This is a genomic window from Pseudomonas sp. XWY-1 (assembly GCF_002953115.1).
Classification (GTDB): domain Bacteria; phylum Pseudomonadota; class Gammaproteobacteria; order Pseudomonadales; family Pseudomonadaceae; genus Aquipseudomonas; species Aquipseudomonas alloputida.
The window spans coordinates 490,001-511,295 of sequence record NZ_CP026332.1; the positions used below are offsets into that span (position 1 = coordinate 490,001).

The window sequence follows — 21,295 nt, forward strand, 5'->3', positions numbered from 1 at the left end:
TTAAAGTGGTACGCGAGCTGGGTTTAGAACGTCGTGAGACAGTTCGGTCCCTATCTGCCGTGGACGTTTGAGATTTGAGAGGGGCTGCTCCTAGTACGAGAGGACCGGAGTGGACGAACCTCTGGTGTTCCGGTTGTCACGCCAGTGGCATTGCCGGGTAGCTATGTTCGGAAGAGATAACCGCTGAAAGCATCTAAGCGGGAAACTTGCCTCAAGATGAGATCTCACTGGGATCTTGAATCCCCTAAAGGGCCGTCGAAGACTACGACGTTGATAGGTTGGGTGTGTAAGCGCTGTGAGGCGTTGAGCTAACCAATACTAATTGCCCGTGAGGCTTGACCATATAACACCCAAGCAATTTGCTGACGCAGATTGCGGTGGTGAAGACGAAAGACCCGAAAATTCGTAAGACCACAAATATCGCATATCCGGATTCGCTGGGCTGTCCATCTGGACATTCTGGCAACAGAATTTCTTGACGACCATAGAGCATTGGAACCACCTGATCCCATCCCGAACTCAGTAGTGAAACGATGCATCGCCGATGGTAGTGTGGGGTTTCCCCATGTGAGAGTAGGTCATCGTCAAGATTCATTTCGCAAAACCCCTATCTGCGCATGCAGGTAGGGGTTTTGTCTTTGTGGGCTTAAAAATCCTAGCCTTGCCAATGCTCCTCCCTGTGATTGCGATACGCGGCCTCTCCTGCAGGCCCTTTTCCTATGCAAGCCAACAGCCCATGGCTATCATGCCTGCCTTATTCCAAGTCGAGACTGGCATGCTGAAGTTGTTGAATCTCCTCAAGGACGGTCGGTTCCATTCCGGAGAAGCTCTGGGGGCAGCCCTAGGGGTGAGTCGCAGCGCAGTTTGGAAGCAGCTGCAGCATCTGGAAAGTGAGCTGAACCTCACCATTCACAAAGTTCGTGGGCGCGGTTACCAGTTGGCCGCGCCACTGGCGTTGCTTGAGGCGCAGGCAATCGCCGGATTCGCCGTGGGCGAACAGTGGCCGGTCTTCATCCACGAAACCATCGATTCGACCAATGCCGAAGGCTTGCGCCTTGCCAGTGAAGGGCAGGCGGCTCCATTCCTGGTTCTGGCTGAGCGCCAGAGCGCCGGACGCGGTCGGCGCGGCCGGCAGTGGGTCAGCCCATTTGCTGAAAATCTCTATTACAGCCTGGTGCTGCGCGTTGATGGAGGCATGCGTCAGCTCGAGGGGTTGAGCTTGGTAGTGGGGTTGGCGGTAATGCGCACCTTACAGGCGTTCGGTGTAAAGGATGTCGGGCTCAAATGGCCTAACGATGTGTTGGTGCGTGGGCAGAAGATCACCGGGATCCTCCTGGAGTTGGTGGGCGATCCTGCAGATGTCTGTCATGTGGTGCTAGGCATTGGTATCAATGTAAACATGCAGGTAAACGAACAGGTCGATCAGCAGTGGACTTCTATGCGGCGTGAGGTTGGTGCAGCCATAGATCGCAATCACTTGGTCGCGCTGCTCAGTCAGCAGCTACAGCACGAATTGGCGCGCCATCGCCGCTACGGCTTTGCCGCATTCCAGGAGGAGTGGGAGCAGGCGCACTTGTGGCAGGGGCGCAATGTATCGCTGGTTGCTGGTAGTACACGTATTGATGGCGTGGTTCTTGGCGTCGACGGGCAGGGTGGTTTGCGCCTTGAGGTGGACGGGATGGAAAAGAGCTTCAGTGGTGGTGAGCTCAGTTTGAGGTTGCGTGATGATTCTTGAGCTCGATTGCGGTAACAGCTTCATCAAGTGGCGGGTGATCCATGTCGCCGATGCTGTGATTGAAGGTGGTGGGATCGTCGATTCCGATCAGGCGCTGGTGGCGGAAGTGGCTGCGCTCGCTTCAGTGCGTCTCACGGGTTGCCGTATTGTCAGTGTGCGCAGCGAAGAAGAGACCGATGCGCTTTGCGCGTTGATTGCTCAGGCATTTGCCGTGCAGGCGAAGGTTGCCCACCCTGTCCGTGAAATGGCAGGTGTGCGCAATGGCTATGACGACTATCAGCGCCTGGGTATGGATCGTTGGCTGGCGGCGTTGGGGGCATTTCACCTGGCCAAGGGTGCGTGCCTGGTGATTGACCTGGGTACCGCGGCAAAAGCGGACTTCGTTTCTGCAGATGGCGAGCATCTTGGGGGCTACATCTGCCCGGGTATGCCATTGATGCGTAGCCAGCTGCGCACTCACACCCGTCGTATCCGCTATGACGACGCCTCCGCGGAGCGCGCATTGAGCAGCTTGTCACCAGGTCGCTCGACTGTCGAAGCGGTAGAGCGCGGTTGCGTATTGATGCTCCAGGGCTTTGCCTACACCCAGCTTGAGCAGGCTCGTGTGCTATGGGGTGAGGAGTTCACCGTGTTCCTCACTGGCGGTGATGCGCCACTGGTGAGGGCGGCCCTACCACAGGCGCGTGTCGTGCCTGACCTGGTTTTCGTTGGCCTGGCAATGGCCTGCCCATTGGATTGAGGTGCCTATGCGCTGGTTGTTTCTGCTGTTACTGGTGCTCAACGTCTTTTATTACGGATGGCATCAGCAGGAAGCCCCGCTGAAGGTCAAGGAAGTCGCCCCGTTGTCGCTGTACAAGGGGAATCAGCAAGAAATCCGTCTGTTGCGTGAAACAGGTGTGTCGGCACCGCCTAAGCGTCGTGATGAATGCCTGGTGGTCGGTGGCGTGAAGGGGCAGGAGCAGTTGGATGCGCTGCGTCAACGCCTGCTGAGTCTGGATATTGCCACCTTGCCGGTGTCAGGACAGCTGCCGGGGGCGGATGGTCGCTGGCTCAAGGTTGCCCCCGAAAGCGAGCGTTTGCTGGACCAAACGGTGCTCTTGGCTCTTTCCAATGATTTCAAAGACTTAAAACATAAAATTATTTTCTGCCAGGGTATTGCAACTGACGAATAGCTTGATAGAATGGCGCCCGCTTCACAGGGAACACCACTCAGGTGGTAGAGCTGGAAGCGGTGTCAAAGCAGCTAAGTTTCAGATTTGATTGAAAAAATTTGAAAAAATGCTTGACACTAGGACGGCAGACAAATAGAATGCCGGCCACATCTGGAGGGATTCCCGAGCGGTCAAAGGGGACGGACTGTAAATCCGTTGCGAGAGCTTCGAAGGTTCGAATCCTTCTCCCTCCACCAGTTTTAGCGAGATCCGCAAGCTCCGCGGGTATAGTTTAGTGGTAGAACCTCAGCCTTCCAAGCTGATGATGCGGGTTCGATTCCCGCTACCCGCTCCAAGTTTGCCGGATTTTGCACAAAGTGTTTCGCTCTTGTAGCTCAGTTGGTAGAGCACACCCTTGGTAAGGGTGAGGTCAGCGGTTCAAGTCCGCTCAAGAGCTCCATATAAACAAGGCAGATATGAAAATATCTGCCTTTGTTTTATCAGCGCAAGACTATTTCTTCTGCGGAGGATTGTATCGATGGCTAAGGAAAAGTTTGATCGTTCCCTTCCCCACGTTAACGTCGGCACTATCGGCCACGTTGACCACGGTAAGACCACTCTGACCGCAGCTCTGACTCGCGTTTGCTCCGAAGTTTTCGGTTCGGCAATCGTTGAGTTCGACAAGATCGACTCGGCTCCGGAAGAAAAAGCGCGCGGTATCACCATCAACACCGCTCACGTCGAGTACAACTCGACCATTCGTCACTATGCTCACGTTGACTGCCCAGGTCACGCTGACTACGTGAAGAACATGATCACCGGTGCTGCCCAGATGGACGGCGCGATCCTGGTTTGCTCGGCCGCCGATGGTCCGATGCCACAAACCCGTGAGCACATCCTGCTGTCCCGTCAGGTAGGCGTTCCGTACATCGTGGTCTTCCTGAACAAGGCTGACCTGGTAGACGACGCTGAGCTGCTGGAACTGGTCGAGATGGAAGTTCGCGACCTGCTGTCCACCTACGACTTCCCAGGCGACGACACTCCGATCATCATCGGTTCCGCTCGTATGGCCCTGGAAGGCAAAGACGACAACGAGATGGGCACTACCGCTGTCAAGAAGCTGGTAGAGACTCTGGATAGCTACATTCCTGAGCCGGTTCGTGCCATCGACCAGCCGTTCCTGATGCCGATCGAAGACGTATTCTCGATCTCGGGTCGTGGTACCGTTGTTACCGGTCGTATCGAGCGTGGTATCGTCCGCGTTCAGGATCCGCTGGAAATCGTTGGTCTTCGTGACACCGCCACCACCACCTGCACCGGTGTTGAGATGTTTCGCAAGCTGCTGGACGAAGGTCGTGCTGGCGAGAACTGCGGCGTTCTGCTGCGTGGTACCAAGCGTGACGACGTTGAGCGTGGTCAGGTTCTGGTCAAGCCGGGTTCGGTCAAGCCGCACACCAAGTTCACCGCAGAAGTCTACGTCCTGTCGAAGGAAGAAGGCGGCCGTCACACTCCGTTCTTCAAAGGCTACCGTCCACAGTTCTACTTCCGTACCACTGACGTGACCGGTAACTGCGAACTGCCGGAAGGCGTTGAAATGGTAATGCCAGGTGACAACATTCAGATGACTGTTACCCTGATCAAGACCATCGCAATGGAAGACGGTCTGCGCTTCGCTATCCGTGAAGGCGGTCGTACCGTCGGCGCCGGCGTCGTAGCAAAAATTATTGAATAAGTAGTTGATTTACTTGATCAGGCCGGTATAATGGCCGGCCTGATACAGCGTTACAGGTCAGTAGCTCAATTGGCAGAGCGACGGTCTCCAAAACCGTAGGTTGGGGGTTCGATTCCCTCCTGACCTGCCATTTCACCTCGGTGTGATGGCTTTCTTCTTACAGGATCCTCCTCGATGACCCCCAAAACTGAAGCCCAAGAATCGCGTTTTGATCTGTTCAAGTGGCTGGCTGTAGTGGCTTTGGTGGTTGTTGGTGTTGTGGGTAATCAATATTACTCCGGCTCTCCAATCCTGTATCGCGTTCTTGTTCTTCTTGTCCTTGCTGCTGTCGCGGGCTTTGTAGCTCTGCAGACTGCGAAGGGCAAGTCGTTCTTTGCGTTGGCGAAGGAAGCTCGTACCGAGATTCGTAAAGTCGTGTGGCCGACCCGCCAGGAAACCACCCAGACCACGCTGATTGTCGTGGCTGTCGTGCTGGTTATGGCACTGCTGCTGTGGGGGCTCGACTCCCTGCTCGGCTGGGCGGTCTCCTTGATCGTTGGCTAAAGGTGTCCCGTGGCTAAGCGTTGGTATGTTGTGCATGCTTACTCGGGTTACGAGAAGCATGTAATGCGCTCCCTCATCGAGCGCGTCAAGCTGGCTGGCATGGAAGACGGTTTCGGCGAGATCTTGGTCCCGACCGAAGAAGTCGTCGAAATGCGCAACGGCCAGAAGCGCAAGAGTGAGCGTAAATTCTTCCCTGGCTATGTACTGGTCCAGATGGAGATGAATGAAGGGACTTGGCACTTGGTCAAGGACACCCCTCGCGTGATGGGCTTTATTGGCGGTACTGCTGACAAGCCTGCGCCGATTACCGATAAAGAAGCTGAGGCCATCCTGCGTCGCGTTGCCGACGGTAGCGATAAGCCGAAGCCCAAGACGCTGTTCGAGCCAGGTGAAGTGGTTCGAGTCATTGATGGTCCGTTCGCTGACTTCAATGGTAGTGTCGAAGAAGTTAACTACGAAAAGAGTCGCCTGCAGGTTGCGGTGCTCATTTTCGGTCGCTCTACTCCGGTGGAGCTCGAGTTCAGCCAGGTCGAAAAGGTCTAGGCGGACGAAGCATCCCATACCCCGCAGCCCTGTGTGCTGCGGGGTTTTGTCGTCACTGGGATAAAACGCAAGTCATCCGGGGAGCCATCAGGCGTTCGTACCCGATTTTGGAGTAGCTCATGGCTAAGAAGATTCAGGCTTACATCAAGCTGCAAGTTAAGGCCGGCCAGGCCAACCCAAGCCCACCCGTTGGTCCAGCACTGGGTCAACATGGTGTGAACATCATGGAATTCTGCAAGGCCTTCAACGCCCGTACCCAGGGTCAAGAAGCCGGCCTGCCGACTCCAGTGATCATCACTGTCTACAGCGACCGTAGCTTCACCTTCGAGACCAAGAGCACCCCTGCCTCGGTTCTGCTGAAGAAAGCTGCTGGCCTGACCAGTGGTTCGGCTCGCCCGAACACCGTTAAAGTCGGTACCGTTACCCGTGCTCAGCTGGAAGACATCGCGAAAGCCAAACAGGCTGACCTGACTGCCGCTGACCTGGACGCTGCTGTACGCACCATCGCTGGCTCTGCCCGCAGCATGGGCCTGAACGTGGAGGGTGTGTAATGGCTAAGCTGACCAAACGCCAAAAGGCAATCGCCGAGAAAATCGAAGCAGGCAAGGCCTACAACTTCGAAGAAGCGGCAACTCTGCTGGCCTCGCTGCCTGCTGCCAAGTTCGTCGAGTCCTACGACATCGCCGTTAACCTCGGTGTTGATCCGCGTAAATCCGACCAGGTCGTACGTAGCGCTACCGTGCTGCCACACGGCACTGGCAAGACCGTTCGCGTTGCTGTCTTCACCCAGGGTCCAGCAGCTGAAGCTGCTCTGGCTGCCGGCGCTGATCGCGTAGGTATGGACGATCTGGCTGCCGAAATGAAAGGCGGCGACCTGAACTATGACGTCGTTATCGCATCGCCTGATGCCATGCGCGTTGTAGGTCAGCTGGGTCAGGTTCTGGGTCCTCGCGGCCTGATGCCTAACCCGAAAGTTGGTACCGTGACCCCAGACGTAGCCACTGCCGTGAAAAACGCCAAGGCTGGTCAGGTTCGCTACCGTACCGACAAAAACGGTATCATCCACACCTCCGTTGGCAAGATCGGCTTTGAAGCTGACAAGCTGAAGGAAAACGTTGAAGCCCTGATCGCTGACCTGAAGCGTATCAAGCCAGCTTCCTCGAAAGGTATCTACGTTAAGCGCGTTACCCTGAGCACCACCATGGGCCCAGGTCTGGTCATCGATCAGAGCTCGCTGAACGTGTAAGAACATGGCGGCGCGACCAGTCGCGCCGCCAGCAAAAATTGGGGTCCCTGCCTGGCGGGGGCTATCCAAGACCGTAGGCGGCGCAAGCCTTAAAACATCAGCCCACGCAGATGGTGCTCCCGATTCGTTACCGAATCAGACACCAAAACGACATCCGGCCTCGGCCAGATGAAACGGTAAAAACCAGGAGTAAACCCGTGGCAATTAAACTCGAAGACAAGAAGGCCATCGTCGCTGAAGTCAACGAGGCTGCCAAAGTCGCTCTGTCCGCTGTCGTGGCTGATGCCCGTGGTGTGACTGTAAGCGCAATGACCGGACTCCGTAAAGAGGCCCGCGAAGCTGGCGTATACGTACGTGTAGTGCGTAATACCCTGCTCAAGCGCGCTGTTGAAGGCACCGAATTCTCGATCCTCAACGACGCGTTCAAAGGCCCGACCCTGATTGCTTTCTCCAACGAACACCCGGGCGCTGCTGCTCGTCTGTTCAAAGAGTTCGCCAAGGGTCAGGACAAGTTCGAGATCAAGGCAGCTGCGTTTGACGGCAATTTCATTGCAGCGAACCAGATCGACGTGTTGGCTACCCTGCCGACCCGCGACGAAGCTATTGCACGACTGATGAGCGTTATTCAAGGCGCCACCAGCAAGCTGGCTCGTACTCTGGCAGCCATTCGCGACCAGAAAGAAGCTACCGCCGCCTAAGGCGCGCGAATTCTTTCAAAATCATACGTTTAATTTGATGGCTGCGTAGGCTGTCACCCCAATACAGGATTTAAGTCATGTCTCTGACTAACGAACAAATCATCGAAGCAATCGGCCAGAAAACCGTTCTGGAAGTTGTTGAGCTGATCAAAGCAATGGAAGAAACCTTCGGCGTTACCGCTGCTGTTGCCGCTGCTGGCCCAGCTGCTGCTGCTGCCGTTGTTGAAGAGCAGACCGAGTTCAACGTTGTTCTGGTTGAAGCCGGCGACAAGAAAGTGAACGTGATCAAGGCCGTTCGCGAACTGACCGGTCTGGGCCTGAAAGAAGCCAAAGAGAAAGTCGATGGCGCTCCTCAGGTTGTAGCTGAAGGCGTTTCGAAAGAAGCCGCTGAAGACGCTAAGAAGAAGCTGGAAGAAGCAGGCGCTAAAGTCGAGCTGAAGTAATCTCGACCTTGCGATGCCAGCCTGAGCGTTGAGCGAAAGGCTGATGGCTGGTGGCTTATGCCACCGGCCTTTTTCCGTTATTGGTGGCCGGTCAGGCCGGTCCCGATAACGAGCTGCAAGACACCCATGTGGGTGGCGCAAACCAAGGGGTTTGCACGATTTTCTGGCTGCTCCCGCCGGGAGAAGCCAAACAAGCAGGTGACCAAGCTGGGGAACGCTGATGGCTTACTCATACACTGAGAAAAAACGTATCCGCAAGGACTTTAGCAAGTTGCCGGACGTCATGGATGTGCCTTACCTCCTGGCCATCCAGCTGGATTCGTATCGCGAATTCCTGCAAGCGGGAGCATCCAAGGATCACTTCCGCGACGTCGGCCTGCACGCGGCCTTCAAATCGGTATTCCCGATCATCAGCTACTCCGGCAATGCTGCCCTGGAGTACGTAGGCTATCGCCTGGGCGAACCCGCCTTCGATGTGAAGGAATGTGTCCTGCGTGGCGTGACCTTCGCGGTCCCACTGCGGGTCAAGGTGCGCCTGATCATCTTCGACAAGGAATCGTCGAACAAAGCGATCAAGGACATCAAAGAGCAAGAAGTCTACATGGGTGAAATCCCCCTGATGACTGAGAACGGTACCTTCGTTATCAACGGTACCGAGCGTGTGATCGTTTCCCAGCTGCACCGTTCGCCTGGTGTGTTCTTCGACCACGACCGTGGCAAGACCCACAGCTCGGGCAAGCTGCTGTACTCCGCTCGCATCATCCCTTACCGCGGTTCCTGGCTGGACTTCGAGTTCGACCCGAAGGACTGCGTGTTCGTGCGTATCGACCGTCGCCGCAAACTGCCGGCCTCGGTGCTGCTGCGCGCCCTGGGTTACAGCACTGAAGAAGTGCTGAACACCTTCTACACCACCAACGTGTTCCACATTTCCGGCGAAAAACTCAGCCTGGAACTGGTACCGCAGCGTCTGCGTGGTGAAGTTGCAGTCATGGACATCCATGACGAAACCGGCAAAGTCATCGTCGAGCAAGGCCGCCGTATTACCGCGCGCCACATCAACCAGCTCGAGAAGGCCGGCGTCAAGCAACTGGACGTTCCAATGGAATACGTCCTGGGCCGCACTACCGCCAAGGCTATCGTGCATCCGGCTACCGGCGAAATTCTCGCCGAATGCAACACCGAGATGACTACCGAGCTGCTGATCAAGGTCGCCAAGGCGCAGGTTGTCCGTATCGAGACCCTGTACACCAACGACATCGATTGCGGTCCGTTCATCTCTGACACTCTGAAGATCGATACCACCAGCAACCAACTGGAAGCGCTGGTCGAGATCTACCGCATGATGCGTCCAGGCGAGCCGCCAACCAAGGACGCAGCCGAGACCCTGTTCAACAACCTGTTCTTCAGTGCCGAGCGTTACGATCTGTCCGCCGTAGGCCGCATGAAGTTCAACCGTCGTATCGGTCGTACCGAGATCGAGGGTTCGGGCGTGCTGAGCAAGGAAGACATCGTCGAGGTTCTGAAGACCCTGGTCGATATCCGTAACGGCAAAGGCATCGTCGACGACATCGACCACCTGGGTAACCGTCGCGTACGTTGCGTCGGCGAGATGGCCGAGAACCAGTTCCGCGTTGGCCTGGTGCGTGTCGAGCGCGCGGTCAAGGAACGCCTGTCGATGGCGGAAAGCGAAGGCCTGATGCCGCAAGACCTGATCAACGCCAAGCCGGTAGCGGCAGCGGTGAAAGAGTTCTTCGGTTCCAGCCAGCTGTCCCAGTTCATGGACCAGAACAACCCTCTCTCGGAGATTACCCACAAGCGCCGCGTCTCCGCACTCGGCCCTGGCGGTTTGACCCGTGAGCGTGCCGGCTTCGAAGTCCGTGACGTACACCCGACCCACTATGGCCGTGTGTGCCCGATCGAGACCCCTGAAGGTCCGAACATCGGTCTGATCAACTCCCTGGCGGCCTATGCCCGCACCAACCAGTACGGCTTCCTGGAAAGCCCGTACCGCGTGGTGAAGGAAGGCGTTGTCAGCGACGACATCGTGTTCCTGTCGGCAATCGAAGAGGCAGATCACGTTATCGCACAGGCTTCGGCCGCGATGAACGACAAGAAGCAACTGATCGATGAGCTGGTAGCAGTTCGTCACCTGAACGAATTCACCGTCAAGGCGCCGGAAGACGTCACCCTGATGGATGTTTCGCCGAAGCAGGTTGTTTCCGTTGCAGCGTCGCTGATTCCGTTCCTCGAGCACGACGACGCCAACCGTGCGTTGATGGGTTCGAACATGCAGCGTCAGGCTGTACCAACCCTGCGTGCCGACAAGCCGCTGGTAGGTACTGGCATGGAGCGCAACGTTGCCCGTGACTCCGGTGTCTGCGTGGTTGCTCGCCGCGGTGGTGTGATCGACTCGGTCGACGCCAGCCGTATCGTTGTTCGCGTTGCCGACGACGAAGTGGAAACCGGCGAAGCAGGTGTGGATATCTACAACCTGACCAAGTACACCCGTTCGAACCAGAACACCTGCATCAACCAGCGTCCGCTGGTGAGCAAGGGTGACAAGGTTCAGCGTGGTGACATCATGGCCGACGGCCCGTCCACCGACATGGGTGAGCTGGCTCTGGGTCAGAACATGCGCATCGCGTTCATGGCGTGGAACGGCTTCAACTTCGAAGACTCCATCTGCCTGTCCGAACGTGTTGTTCAGGAAGATCGCTTCACCACCATCCACATTCAGGAACTGACCTGTGTGGCGCGTGACACCAAGCTTGGCCCAGAGGAAATCACTGCGGACATCCCGAACGTGGGTGAAGCCGCACTGAACAAGCTGGACGAAGCCGGTATCGTATACGTAGGTGCTGAAGTTGGCGCTGGCGACATCCTGGTCGGCAAGGTCACGCCAAAAGGCGAAACCCAGCTGACTCCGGAAGAAAAACTGCTGCGCGCAATCTTCGGTGAGAAGGCCAGCGACGTTAAGGACACCTCCCTGCGTGTGCCAACCGGCACCAAGGGTACTGTCATCGACGTACAGGTCTTCACCCGTGATGGCGTGGAGCGCGATAGCCGCGCGCTGGCCATCGAGAAGATGCAGCTCGACGAGATCCGCAAGGACCTCAACGAAGAGTTCCGCATTGTCGAAGGTGCAACCTTCGAGCGTCTGCGTTCTGCTCTGAACGGCCAAGTGGTTGATGGTGGTGCAGGTCTGAAGAAAGGCACCGTGATCACTGACGAGGTGCTGGACGGTCTGGAGCATGGCCAGTGGTTCAAACTGCGCATGGCTGAAGATGCACTGAACGAGCAGCTGGAAAAGGCTCAGCAGTACATCGTCGACCGTCGCCGTCTGCTGGACGACAAGTTCGAAGACAAGAAGCGCAAGCTGCAGCAGGGCGATGACCTGGCACCGGGCGTACTGAAGATCGTCAAGGTTTACCTGGCAATCCGCCGCCGCATCCAGCCGGGTGACAAGATGGCCGGTCGTCACGGTAACAAGGGTGTCGTCTCGGTCATCATGCCGGTTGAAGACATGCCGCACGATGCCAACGGTACTCCGGTTGACGTCGTACTGAACCCGCTGGGTGTACCTTCGCGTATGAACGTTGGTCAGATCCTTGAAACCCACCTGGGCCTCGCGGCCAAGGGTCTGGGCGAGAAGATCGACCGCATGCTCGAAGAGCAGCGTAAAGCCGCTGAGCTGCGCGTGTTCCTGACCGAGGTCTACAACGAGATCGGCGGTCGTCAGGAAAATCTCGACGAATTCACCGACGAAGAGATCCTGGCCCTGGCTAACAACCTGAAGAAAGGCGTGCCGATGGCTACCCCGGTCTTCGATGGTGCCAAGGAGCGCGAGATCAAGGCCATGCTGAAACTGGCCGACCTGCCAGAGAGCGGCCAGATGGTGCTGTTCGACGGCCGTACCGGCAACAAGTTCGAGCGTCCTGTGACCGTTGGTTACATGTACATGCTCAAGCTGAACCACTTGGTGGACGACAAGATGCACGCGCGTTCCACTGGTTCCTACAGCCTGGTTACCCAGCAGCCGCTGGGTGGTAAGGCGCAGTTCGGTGGTCAGCGTTTCGGGGAGATGGAAGTGTGGGCGCTGGAAGCATACGGCGCGGCATACACCCTGCAAGAAATGCTCACAGTGAAGTCGGACGACGTGAACGGCCGTACCAAGATGTACAAGAACATCGTGGATGGCGATCACCGTATGGAGCCGGGCATGCCCGAGTCCTTCAACGTGTTGATCAAAGAGATCCGTTCGCTCGGTATCGATATCGATCTGGAAACCGAATAACACGTGACGCGAAGGGGAGTGGGGCAGGTAATGCCCGCTCCCTGCTCCGCCAGGAGGAAAGGCCTTGAAAGACCTACTGAATTTGCTGAAAAACCAGGGTCAAGTCGAAGAGTTCGACGCCATCCGCATCGGTCTGGCGTCGCCTGAAATGATCCGTTCGTGGTCGTTCGGTGAAGTTAAGAAGCCGGAAACCATCAACTACCGTACGTTCAAGCCTGAGCGTGACGGCCTGTTCTGCGCCAAGATCTTTGGCCCAGTCAAGGACTACGAGTGCCTGTGCGGCAAGTACAAGCGCCTCAAGCACCGCGGCGTAATCTGCGAGAAGTGCGGCGTTGAAGTTGCCCTGGCGAAGGTTCGTCGTGAGCGCATGGCGCACATCGAGCTGGCCTCGCCGGTTGCCCACATCTGGTTCCTGAAGTCGCTGCCGTCCCGTATCGGCCTGCTGATGGACATGACCCTGCGTGATATCGAGCGCGTGCTCTACTTCGAGAGCTATGTCGTTATCGACCCGGGCATGACTACCCTGGAAAAGGGCCAGCTGCTGAACGACGAGCAGTACTTCGAAGCGCTGGAAGAGTTCGGTGACGACTTCGATGCCCGTATGGGTGCCGAGGCTGTCCGCGAGCTGCTGCACGCTATCGACCTGGAGCACGAGATCGGCCGCCTGCGCGAAGAAATTCCGCAGACCAACTCGGAAACCAAGATCAAGAAGCTTTCCAAGCGTCTGAAGCTGATGGAAGCTTTCCAGGGCTCGGGCAACCTGCCTGAGTGGATGGTCCTGACCGTCCTGCCAGTGCTGCCGCCGGACCTGCGTCCGCTGGTTCCGCTGGATGGTGGCCGTTTCGCGACTTCCGACCTGAACGACCTGTATCGCCGGGTGATCAACCGTAACAACCGTCTGAAGCGCCTGCTGGATCTGTCGGCGCCGGACATCATCGTGCGCAACGAAAAGCGCATGCTGCAGGAAGCGGTTGACGCTCTGCTGGACAACGGCCGTCGTGGTCGCGCCATCACTGGCTCGAACAAGCGTCCGCTGAAGTCCCTGGCCGACATGATCAAAGGTAAGCAAGGTCGCTTCCGTCAGAACTTGCTCGGTAAGCGTGTTGACTACTCCGGCCGTTCGGTAATTACCGTAGGTCCGACCCTGCGTCTGCACCAGTGCGGTCTGCCGAAGAAGATGGCCCTCGAGCTGTTCAAGCCGTTCATTTTCGGCAAGCTGGAAATGCGTGGTCTGGCGACCACCATCAAGGCTGCCAAGAAGATGGTCGAGCGCGAGCTGCCAGAGGTGTGGGACGTTCTCGCTGAAGTGATTCGCGAACACCCCGTACTGCTCAACCGTGCACCGACCCTTCACCGTCTGGGTATCCAGGCGTTTGAACCCGTACTGATCGAAGGTAAGGCTATCCAGCTGCACCCGCTGGTCTGTGCTGCGTACAACGCCGACTTCGACGGTGACCAGATGGCCGTTCACGTGCCGCTGACCCTGGAAGCCCAGCTCGAAGCGCGTGCGCTGATGATGTCGACCAACAACATCCTGTCGCCAGCCAACGGTGAGCCAATCATCGTTCCGTCGCAGGACGTTGTACTGGGTCTGTACTACATGACCCGGGAAGCCATCAATGCCAAGGGCGAAGGTCGCGTGTTCGCCGACCTGCAGGAAGTCGACCGCGTATTCCGCGCCGGCGAAGCCGCCCTGCACGCGAAAATCAAGGTTCGTATCAACGAAACCGTGAAAGAGCGTGATGGCTCGGTGGTCAAGAACACCCGCATCGTCGACACCACCGTAGGCCGTGCGCTGCTGTTCCAGGTTGTGCCGGCAGGTCTGCCGTATGACGTGGTCAACCAGCCGATGAAGAAAAAGGCGATCTCCAAGCTGATCAACCAGTGCTACCGCGTGGTTGGTCTGAAAGAGACCGTTATCTTCGCCGACCAACTGATGTACACCGGTTTCGCATACTCGACCATTTCCGGCGTTTCCATCGGTGTTAACGACTTCGTTATCCCGGACGAGAAAGCCCGCATCATCGGTAACGCTACCGACGAAGTGAAGGAAATCGAGAGCCAGTACGCCTCCGGCCTGGTAACCCAGGGCGAGAAGTACAACAAGGTCATCGACTTGTGGTCGAAGGCGAACGACGAAGTGTCCAAGGCGATGATGGCCAACCTCTCGAAAGAGAAGGTCATCGACCGCGAAGGCAAGGAAGTCGAGCAAGAGTCCTTCAACTCGATGTACATGATGGCTGACTCGGGTGCGCGGGGTTCCGCAGCCCAGATCCGTCAGCTGGCCGGTATGCGTGGTCTGATGGCCAAGCCGGACGGCTCCATCATCGAGACGCCGATCACCGCGAACTTCCGTGAAGGTCTGAGCGTACTTCAGTACTTCATCTCGACTCACGGTGCTCGTAAGGGTCTGGCGGATACCGCACTGAAAACCGCTAACTCCGGTTACCTGACTCGTCGTCTGGTGGACGTTGCCCAGGATCTGGTAGTGACCGAGATCGATTGCGGCACCGATCAGGGCCTGGTGATGACGCCACACATCGAAGGCGGCGACGTTGTAGAGCCACTGGGTGAGCGTGTATTGGGTCGTGTCATCGCCCGTGACGTGTTCAAGCCAGGCACCGAGGACGTTATCGTTCCGGCCGGTACCTTGGTCGACGAGCAGTGGGTTGAGTTCATCGAGCTGAACAGCATCGACGAAGTGATCGTGCGTTCGCCGATCAACTGCGAAACCCGCTACGGCATCTGTGCCAAGTGCTACGGTCGTGACCTGGCTCGCGGTCACCAGGTGAACATCGGTGAAGCTGTCGGCGTTATCGCTGCCCAGTCGATCGGTGAACCGGGCACCCAGCTGACCATGCGTACGTTCCACATCGGTGGTGCTGCAAGCCGTACCTCGGCTGCCGACAGCGTCCAGGTTAAGAATGGCGGTATGGTGCGTCTGCACAACCTGAAGCAGGTTGAGCGTGCCGACGGTAACCTGGTTGCCGTATCGCGTTCGGGTGAGTTGGCGATTGCTGACGAGTTCGGTCGTGAGCGTGAACGCTACAAGCTGCCTTACGGTGCGGTGATTTCGGTCAAGGAAGGTGAAAAGGTCGAAGCTGGCGCCATCGTCGCCAAGTGGGACCCACACACCCACCCGATCGTTACCGAGCTGAAAGGTACCGTGACCTTCGTGGGCATGGAAGAAAACATCACCATCAAGCGTCAGACCGACGAACTGACCGGCTTGACCAACATTGAAGTACTGGACGTCAAGGATCGCCCTGCCGCAGGCAAGGAAATCCGTCCGGCAATCAAGATGGTCGATGCTGCAGGCAAGGACCTGTACCTGCCAGGTACTGACGTACCTGCCCAGTACTTCCTGCCGGCCAACGCCCTTGTCGGTGTGGCTGACGGTGCTCAGATCGGTGTTGGTGACGTTATCGCGCGTATCCCGCAAGAGACGTCGAAGACCCGTGACATCACCGGTGGTCTGCCGCGCGTTGCCGACCTGTTCGAAGCGCGTCGTCCGAAAGAAGCCTCGATTCTGGCTGAAGTCAGCGGCACCATCGCATTCGGTAAAGAGACCAAGGGCAAGCGTCGCCTGGTGATCACTCCGACCGACGGTAGCGATCCGTACGAAGAGCTGATTCCAAAGTGGCGCCACCTGAACGTCTTCGAAGGTGAACAGGTAAACCGCGGCGAAGTTATCTCCGACGGCCCGAGCGATCCGCATGACATCCTGCGTCTGCTGGGTGTGAGTGCGCTGGCGAAGTACATCGTCAACGAGATCCAGGACGTTTACCGTCTACAAGGCGTGAAGATCAACGACAAGCACATCGAGACCATCCTGCGTCAGATGCTGCGCAAGGTTGAGATCTCCGAGTCGGGCGATTCCAGCTTCATCAAGGGCGACCAGATGGAACTGACCCAGGTGCTGGTAGAGAACGAGCGTCTCGCTAGCGAGGACAAGTTCATCTCCAAGTTCACCCGAGTGCTGCTGGGTATCACCAAGGCCTCGCTGTCCACCGAGTCGTTCATCTCCGCGGCTTCCTTCCAGGAAACAACCCGCGTACTGACCGAAGCGGCGGTAACCGGCAAGCGCGACTACCTGCGCGGCCTGAAAGAGAACGTGGTCGTGGGTCGTCTGATCCCGGCCGGTACTGGTCTGGCCTACCACAGCGAGCGCAAGCGTCGCCGTGATGCCGACAAACCGCTGCGTGTAAGCGCCAGTGAAGTGGAAGCTGCACTGACCGAAGCGCTGAATTCCAGCGGTAATTAAGTACAGGGCAAGGCCCCGGCAAGCCTCGGGCGATCATCGGCGACATGAAATGTTGCCGATGATCGGGCGGGGAGGGCCGGGGCCTCGTCTTGACTGGGTGCAAGATCCTCTTTAGACTTTTGTACCCTTAAATTTGGTGAGGCTCCGTCTCGCCAATTTTTGGCTTTCTTGCAAGACAATAGAGTCGCAAGACAATCAGTGGAGCTAGTAGATGGCAACTATCAACCAGCTGGTACGTCAGCCGCGTAAGCGTTCGGTCGAGAAGTCCGACGTTCCTGCGCTGCAGAACTGCCCGCAGCGTCGTGGCGTGTGCACCCGTGTGTACACCACCACGCCGAAAAAACCTAACTCGGCACTGCGTAAAGTATGCCGTGTGCGTCTGACCAACGGTTTCGAGGTTTCCTCGTACATCGGTGGTGAAGGCCACAACCTGCAAGAGCACAGCGTCGTCCTGATTCGTGGCGGCCGTGTAAAAGACTTGCCAGGTGTTCGTTACCACACCGTTCGCGGCTCTCTGGATACTTCGGGCGTTAAAGGCCGTAACCAGGGTCGTTCGAAGTACGGTACCAAGCGTCCGAAGTAATCGGTCGTTTGCAGACATCCATTTTTTTGAGTCGATAAGAGTAAGGTCGGGCGTGGGTCGAATGACCTGGTCCCGGGCTAACCTGAAGACCGTTTGAGGGCTTATCATGCCAAGACGTCGTGTAGCAGCAAAACGTGAGATCCTTGACGATCCGAAGTACGGATCCCAGATTCTCGCGAAGTTCATGAACCACGTGATGGAAAGCGGCAAGAAGGCCGTAGCCGAGCGCATCGTTTACGGTGCCCTGGATACCGTCAAAGCACGCAAGAACAGCGACCCCCTGGAAATCTTCGAGAAAGCTCTCGACGCCATCGCTCCGCTGGTCGAAGTAAAGTCCCGTCGTGTCGGCGGTGCCACTTACCAGGTCCCGGTTGAAGTTCGTCCATCCCGTCGTAACGCTCTGGCAATGCGCTGGCTCGTAGACTACGCCCGCAAGCGCGGCGAGAAGTCGATGGCTCTGCGTCTGGCCGGCGAACTGCTGGATGCTGCCGAAGGCAAGGGTGCTGCAGTCAAGAAGCGTGAAGACGTTCACCGTATGGCTGAAGCCAACAAAGCGTTCTCGCACTACCGCTTCTAATTCAAGCATCAATCTTTTTGCGAGGGCTTTATGGCTCGTACTACAGCAATTAACCGCTACCGTAACATTGGTATCTGTGCCCACGTTGACGCGGGCAAGACCACCACTACCGAGCGGATCCTGTTCTACACAGGTCTGAGCCACAAAATGGGCGAGGTGCATGACGGCGCCGCGACCACCGACTGGATGGTGCAGGAGCAGGAGCGGGGTATCACCATTACCTCCGCTGCCGTTACCACCTTCTGGAAAGGTTCCCGTGGTCAGTATGACAACTACCGCGTAAACGTTATCGATACCCCTGGCCACGTTGACTTCACCATTGAAGTAGAGCGTTCGCTGCGTGTACTCGACGGCGCGGTCGTTGTGTTCTGTGGCACCTCCGGCGTTGAGCCGCAGTCCGAAACCGTATGGCGTCAGGCCAACAAGTACGGCGTTCCGCGTGTTGTTTACGTGAACAAGATGGACCGTGCTGGTGCAAACTTCCTGCGCGTCGTAGGTCAGATCAAGAACCGTCTGGGTCACACTCCGGTTCCTGTTCAGCTGGCCATCGGTTCGGAAGATAACTTCCAGGGTCAGGTTGACCTGATCAAGATGAAGGCTATCTACTGGAACGACGACGACAAGGGTACTACCTACCGCGAGGAAGAAATTCCTGCGGATATGGTCGAGCTGGCTAACGAATGGCGCAACAACATGGTTGAAGCCGCCGCCGAAGCCACCGAAGAGCTGATGAACAAGTACCTTGAAGAAGGTGAGCTGTCCGTCGAAGAGATCAAGGCAGGCCTGCGCGCGCGCACCCTGGCCAGCGAGATCGTTCCGGCTGTCTGCGGTTCGTCGTTCAAGAACAAGGGTGTTCCCCTGGTTCTCGACGCCGTTATCGACTTCCTGCCAGCTCCGACCGAGATCCCTGCGATCAAGGGTATCCACCCTGACCTGATCGACGTGCCTAAGGACGAAGTCAAGCCAGAGCAGTTCGACGAGCGTCATGCTGACGACGACGAGCCGTTCTCGGCCCTGGCCTTCAAGATTGCCACCGACCCGTTCGTTGGTACTCTGACCTTCGTTCGCGTTTACTCGGGCTTCCTGACCTCCGGTGACTCCGTCATCAACTCGGTCAAAGGCAAGAAAGAGCGCGTTGGTCGTATGGTCCAGATGCACGCCAACCAGCGTGAAGAGATCAAAGAAGTACGTGCAGGCGACATCGCTGCTCTGATCGGCATGAAGGACGTCACTACTGGTGATACCCTGTGCAACGCCGACAAGCCGATCATCCTTGAGCGTATGGACTTCCCTGAGCCTGTGATTTCGCTCTCTGTAGAGCCGAAAACCAAGCAGGACCAGGAGAAGATGGGTATCGCACTGGGCAAGCTGGCTCAGGAAGACCCATCGTTCCGCGTCAAGACCGATGAAGAAACCGGTCAGACCATCATCTCCGGTATGGGTGAGCTGCACCTGGACATCCTCGTTGACCGCATGAAGCGCGAATTCAACGTCGAAGCCAACATCGGCAAGCCGCAGGTTTCGTACCGCGAGAAGATCACCAAATCCAACGTCGAGATCGAAGGCAAGTTCGTTCGTCAGTCGGGTGGTCGTGGTCAGTTCGGTCACTGCTGGGTTCGCTTCTCCGAGCCGGACGTGGACGACAAGGGCAACATCACAGAAGGTCTGGTGTTCTCCAACGAAGTCGTTGGTGGTGTGATTCCTAAGGAATACATCCCTGCGATCCAGAAGGGTATCGAAGAGCAGATGAAAAACGGCGTTGTTGCCGGTTATCCTCTGATCGGCCTGAAGGCCGCGGTATTCGACGGTTCGTACCACGACGTCGACTCCAACGAAATGGCGTTCAAGATCGCTGCTTCGATGGCGACCAAGCAACTGGCCCAGAAGGGCGGTGGCGTGGTTCTCGAGCCGATCATGAAAGTCGAAGTTGTAACCCCGGAAGACTACCTGGGTGACGTGATGGGTGACCTGAACCGTCGTCGTGGTCTGGTCCAGGGTATGGATGAGTCGGTCTCTGGCCGCGTCGTCCGTGCTGAAGTACCGCTCGGAGAGATGTTCGGTTACGCAACCGACGTTCGTTCCATGTCTCAGGGTCGCGCAAGCTACTCCATGGAATTCTCCAAATACGCCGAAGCTCCGTCGAACATCGTCGAAGCACTCGTTAAAAAACAAGGCTAATCCCCTTTAGGCAAGAGGTTCACTGTCGTGGCTAAAGAAAAATTTGATCGTTCCCTTCCCCACGTTAACGTCGGCACCATCGGCCACGTTGACCACGGTAAGACCACTCTGACCGCAGCTCTGACTCGCGTCTGCTCCGAAGTTTTCGGTTCGGCAGTCGTTGAGTTCGACAAGATCGACTCGGCTCCGGAAGAAAAAGCGCGCGGTATCACCATCAACACCGCTCACGTCGAGTACAACTCGAACATTCGTCACTACGCTCACGTTGACTGCCCAGGTCACGCTGACTACGTGAAGAACATGATCACCGGTGCTGCCCAGATGGACGGCGCGATCCTGGTTTGCTCGGCCGCCGATGGTCCGATGCCACAAACCCGTGAGCACATCCTGCTGTCCCGTCAGGTAGGCGTTCCGTACATCGTGGTCTTCCTGAACAAGGCTGACCTGGTAGACGACGCTGAGCTGCTGGAACTGGTCGAGATGGAAGTTCGCGACCTGCTGTCCACCTACGACTTCCCAGGCGACGACACTCCGATCATCATCGGTTCCGCTCGTATGGCCCTGGAAGGCAAAGACGACAACGAAATGGGCACTACCGCTGTCAAGAAGCTGGTAGAAACTCTGGATGCCTACATCCCTGAGCCAGTTCGTGCCATCGACCAGCCGTTCCTGATGCCGATCGAAGACGTATTCTCGATCTCGGGTCGTGGTACCGTTGTTACCGGTCGTATCGAGCGTGGTATCGTCCGCGTTCAGGATCCGCTGGAAATCGTTGGTCTGCGTGACACCACCACCACCACCTGCACCGGTGTTGAGATGTTCCGCAAGCTGCTGGACGAAGGTCGTGCTGGCGAGAACTGCGGCGTTCTGCTGCGTGGTACCAAGCGTGACGACGTTGAGCGTGGCCAGGTTCTGGTCAAGCCAGGTTCGGTCAAGCCGCACACCAAGTTCACCGCAGAAGTCTACGTCCTGTCGAAGGAAGAAGGCGGCCGTCACACTCCGTTCTTCAAAGGCTACCGTCCACAGTTCTACTTCCGTACCACTGACGTGACCGGTAACTGCGAACTGCCGGAAGGCGTTGAAATGGTAATGCCAGGTGACAACATTCAGATGACTGTTACCCTGATCAAGACCATCGCAATGGAAGACGGTCTGCGCTTCGCTATCCGTGAAGGCGGTCGTACCGTCGGCGCCGGCGTTGTGGCCAAAATCATCGAGTAATCACTCGACCGATTGAAAAAACCCCCGCTCAGCGGGGGTTTTTTTTATTGGGTTGACACTAATTGGGGGCGTCTATAGAATCACGCC

General features: G+C 57.1%; 16 protein-coding genes, 4 tRNA genes and 2 rRNA genes (1 of these 22 only partly in view). All 22 read left to right on the forward strand.

Annotation, left to right across the window (positions count from 1 at the left end):
• Window positions 1–343, forward strand: a 23S ribosomal RNA gene (locus tag PRJ_RS02205) (it extends 2,551 nt beyond the left edge of the window).
• A 131-nt stretch (window positions 344–474) separates the two neighbouring features.
• A 5S ribosomal RNA gene (gene rrf, locus PRJ_RS02210) occupies window positions 475–590 on the forward strand.
• A gap of 185 nt (window positions 591–775) precedes the next feature.
• Window positions 776–1,735 carry a bifunctional biotin--[acetyl-CoA-carboxylase] ligase/biotin operon repressor BirA gene (gene birA / locus PRJ_RS02215; RefSeq protein ID WP_010951770.1) on the forward strand — a complete coding sequence of 320 codons (960 nt, stop codon included), beginning with the start codon at window positions 776–778 and terminating at the stop codon, window positions 1,733–1,735.
• Entirely contained in the window at window positions 1,725–2,474 is a 750-nt protein-coding gene (locus PRJ_RS02220) for a pantothenate kinase (protein WP_010951771.1), read from the forward strand. The genes birA and PRJ_RS02220 overlap by 11 nt, the downstream gene beginning before the upstream one ends.
• Before the next feature lie 7 nt (window positions 2,475–2,481).
• Window positions 2,482–2,907 (forward strand): hypothetical protein, encoded by a 426-nt coding sequence (locus tag PRJ_RS02225; protein WP_104960688.1) that lies wholly within the window; start codon window positions 2,482–2,484, stop codon window positions 2,905–2,907.
• Between the two features lie 152 nt (window positions 2,908–3,059).
• A tRNA-Tyr gene (locus tag PRJ_RS02230) sits at window positions 3,060–3,143 on the forward strand.
• A gap of 24 nt (window positions 3,144–3,167) precedes the next feature.
• Window positions 3,168–3,241 (forward strand) — tRNA-Gly (locus PRJ_RS02235).
• Between the two features lie 29 nt (window positions 3,242–3,270).
• Window positions 3,271–3,346: transfer RNA gene (locus PRJ_RS02240), tRNA-Thr, on the forward strand.
• A gap of 78 nt (window positions 3,347–3,424) precedes the next feature.
• Window positions 3,425–4,618, forward strand: coding sequence for an elongation factor Tu (gene tuf / locus PRJ_RS02245; RefSeq protein ID WP_104960689.1), 1,194 nt, complete (start codon window positions 3,425–3,427; stop codon window positions 4,616–4,618).
• Between the two features lie 54 nt (window positions 4,619–4,672).
• Window positions 4,673–4,748 (forward strand) — tRNA-Trp (locus tag PRJ_RS02250).
• Window positions 4,749–4,792: 44 nt separating this feature from the next.
• On the forward strand, window positions 4,793–5,161 hold the full coding sequence (secE, locus tag PRJ_RS02255; protein WP_010951773.1) for a preprotein translocase subunit SecE: 369 nt from the start codon (window positions 4,793–4,795) through the stop codon (window positions 5,159–5,161).
• 9 nt (window positions 5,162–5,170) lie between these two features.
• The gene (gene nusG, locus PRJ_RS02260) at window positions 5,171–5,704 is read left to right on the forward strand and encodes a transcription termination/antitermination protein NusG (protein ID WP_003255501.1); all 534 of its coding nucleotides are present in this window, start codon (window positions 5,171–5,173) and stop codon (window positions 5,702–5,704) included.
• A 119-nt stretch (window positions 5,705–5,823) separates the two neighbouring features.
• On the forward strand, window positions 5,824–6,255 hold the full coding sequence (gene rplK / locus PRJ_RS02265; protein WP_003255500.1) for a 50S ribosomal protein L11: 432 nt from the start codon (window positions 5,824–5,826) through the stop codon (window positions 6,253–6,255).
• Window positions 6,255–6,950 carry a 50S ribosomal protein L1 gene (gene rplA / locus PRJ_RS02270; protein ID WP_003255499.1) on the forward strand — a complete coding sequence of 232 codons (696 nt, stop codon included), beginning with the start codon at window positions 6,255–6,257 and terminating at the stop codon, window positions 6,948–6,950. Before rplK ends, rplA begins: the two co-directional genes overlap by 1 nt.
• A gap of 197 nt (window positions 6,951–7,147) precedes the next feature.
• Window positions 7,148–7,648, forward strand: a complete 501-nt coding sequence (gene rplJ / locus PRJ_RS02275; RefSeq protein WP_003255497.1) for a 50S ribosomal protein L10 — start codon at window positions 7,148–7,150, stop codon at window positions 7,646–7,648.
• A gap of 77 nt (window positions 7,649–7,725) precedes the next feature.
• Window positions 7,726–8,091, forward strand: a complete 366-nt coding sequence (gene rplL, locus PRJ_RS02280; protein WP_003255496.1) for a 50S ribosomal protein L7/L12 — start codon at window positions 7,726–7,728, stop codon at window positions 8,089–8,091.
• Between the two features lie 220 nt (window positions 8,092–8,311).
• Window positions 8,312–12,385, forward strand: coding sequence for a DNA-directed RNA polymerase subunit beta (gene rpoB / locus PRJ_RS02285; protein WP_003255495.1), 4,074 nt, complete (start codon window positions 8,312–8,314; stop codon window positions 12,383–12,385).
• 64 nt (window positions 12,386–12,449) lie between these two features.
• Window positions 12,450–16,649, forward strand: a complete 4,200-nt coding sequence (gene rpoC, locus PRJ_RS02290) for a DNA-directed RNA polymerase subunit beta' (protein WP_014589475.1) — start codon at window positions 12,450–12,452, stop codon at window positions 16,647–16,649.
• A 211-nt stretch (window positions 16,650–16,860) separates the two neighbouring features.
• On the forward strand, window positions 16,861–17,232 hold the full coding sequence (gene rpsL, locus PRJ_RS02295; RefSeq protein ID WP_003255492.1) for a 30S ribosomal protein S12: 372 nt from the start codon (window positions 16,861–16,863) through the stop codon (window positions 17,230–17,232).
• A gap of 106 nt (window positions 17,233–17,338) precedes the next feature.
• On the forward strand, window positions 17,339–17,809 hold the full coding sequence (rpsG, locus tag PRJ_RS02300) for a 30S ribosomal protein S7 (RefSeq protein WP_003246741.1): 471 nt from the start codon (window positions 17,339–17,341) through the stop codon (window positions 17,807–17,809).
• A gap of 30 nt (window positions 17,810–17,839) precedes the next feature.
• Window positions 17,840–19,987, forward strand: a complete 2,148-nt coding sequence (gene fusA / locus PRJ_RS02305; protein WP_003255490.1) for an elongation factor G — start codon at window positions 17,840–17,842, stop codon at window positions 19,985–19,987.
• 27 nt (window positions 19,988–20,014) lie between these two features.
• The gene (tuf, locus tag PRJ_RS02310) at window positions 20,015–21,208 is read left to right on the forward strand and encodes an elongation factor Tu (protein ID WP_010951775.1); all 1,194 of its coding nucleotides are present in this window, start codon (window positions 20,015–20,017) and stop codon (window positions 21,206–21,208) included.
• The last annotated feature ends 87 nt before the right edge of the window (window positions 21,209–21,295 follow it).

Excerpts from the sequence above, each read along its gene's own strand:
- rpsL (WP_003255492.1), top strand. The coding sequence starts at position 16,861 with ATGGCAACTATCAACCAGCTGGTACGTCAGCCGCGTAAGCGTTCGGTC.
- secE (WP_010951773.1), top strand. The coding sequence starts at position 4,793 with ATGACCCCCAAAACTGAAGCCCAAGAATCGCGTTTTGATCTGTTCAAG.
- rpsG (WP_003246741.1), top strand. The coding sequence starts at position 17,339 with ATGCCAAGACGTCGTGTAGCAGCAAAACGTGAGATCCTTGACGATCCG.
- rpoB (WP_003255495.1), top strand. The coding sequence starts at position 8,312 with ATGGCTTACTCATACACTGAGAAAAAACGTATCCGCAAGGACTTTAGC.
- PRJ_RS02225 (WP_104960688.1), top strand. The coding sequence starts at position 2,482 with ATGCGCTGGTTGTTTCTGCTGTTACTGGTGCTCAACGTCTTTTATTAC.
- rplL (WP_003255496.1), top strand. The coding sequence starts at position 7,726 with ATGTCTCTGACTAACGAACAAATCATCGAAGCAATCGGCCAGAAAACC.
- rplK (WP_003255500.1), top strand. The coding sequence starts at position 5,824 with ATGGCTAAGAAGATTCAGGCTTACATCAAGCTGCAAGTTAAGGCCGGC.
- rplA (WP_003255499.1), top strand. The coding sequence starts at position 6,255 with ATGGCTAAGCTGACCAAACGCCAAAAGGCAATCGCCGAGAAAATCGAA.
- fusA (WP_003255490.1), top strand. The coding sequence starts at position 17,840 with ATGGCTCGTACTACAGCAATTAACCGCTACCGTAACATTGGTATCTGT.
- PRJ_RS02220 (WP_010951771.1), top strand. The coding sequence starts at position 1,725 with ATGATTCTTGAGCTCGATTGCGGTAACAGCTTCATCAAGTGGCGGGTG.
- birA (WP_010951770.1), top strand. The coding sequence starts at position 776 with ATGCTGAAGTTGTTGAATCTCCTCAAGGACGGTCGGTTCCATTCCGGA.
- tuf (WP_104960689.1), top strand. The coding sequence starts at position 3,425 with ATGGCTAAGGAAAAGTTTGATCGTTCCCTTCCCCACGTTAACGTCGGC.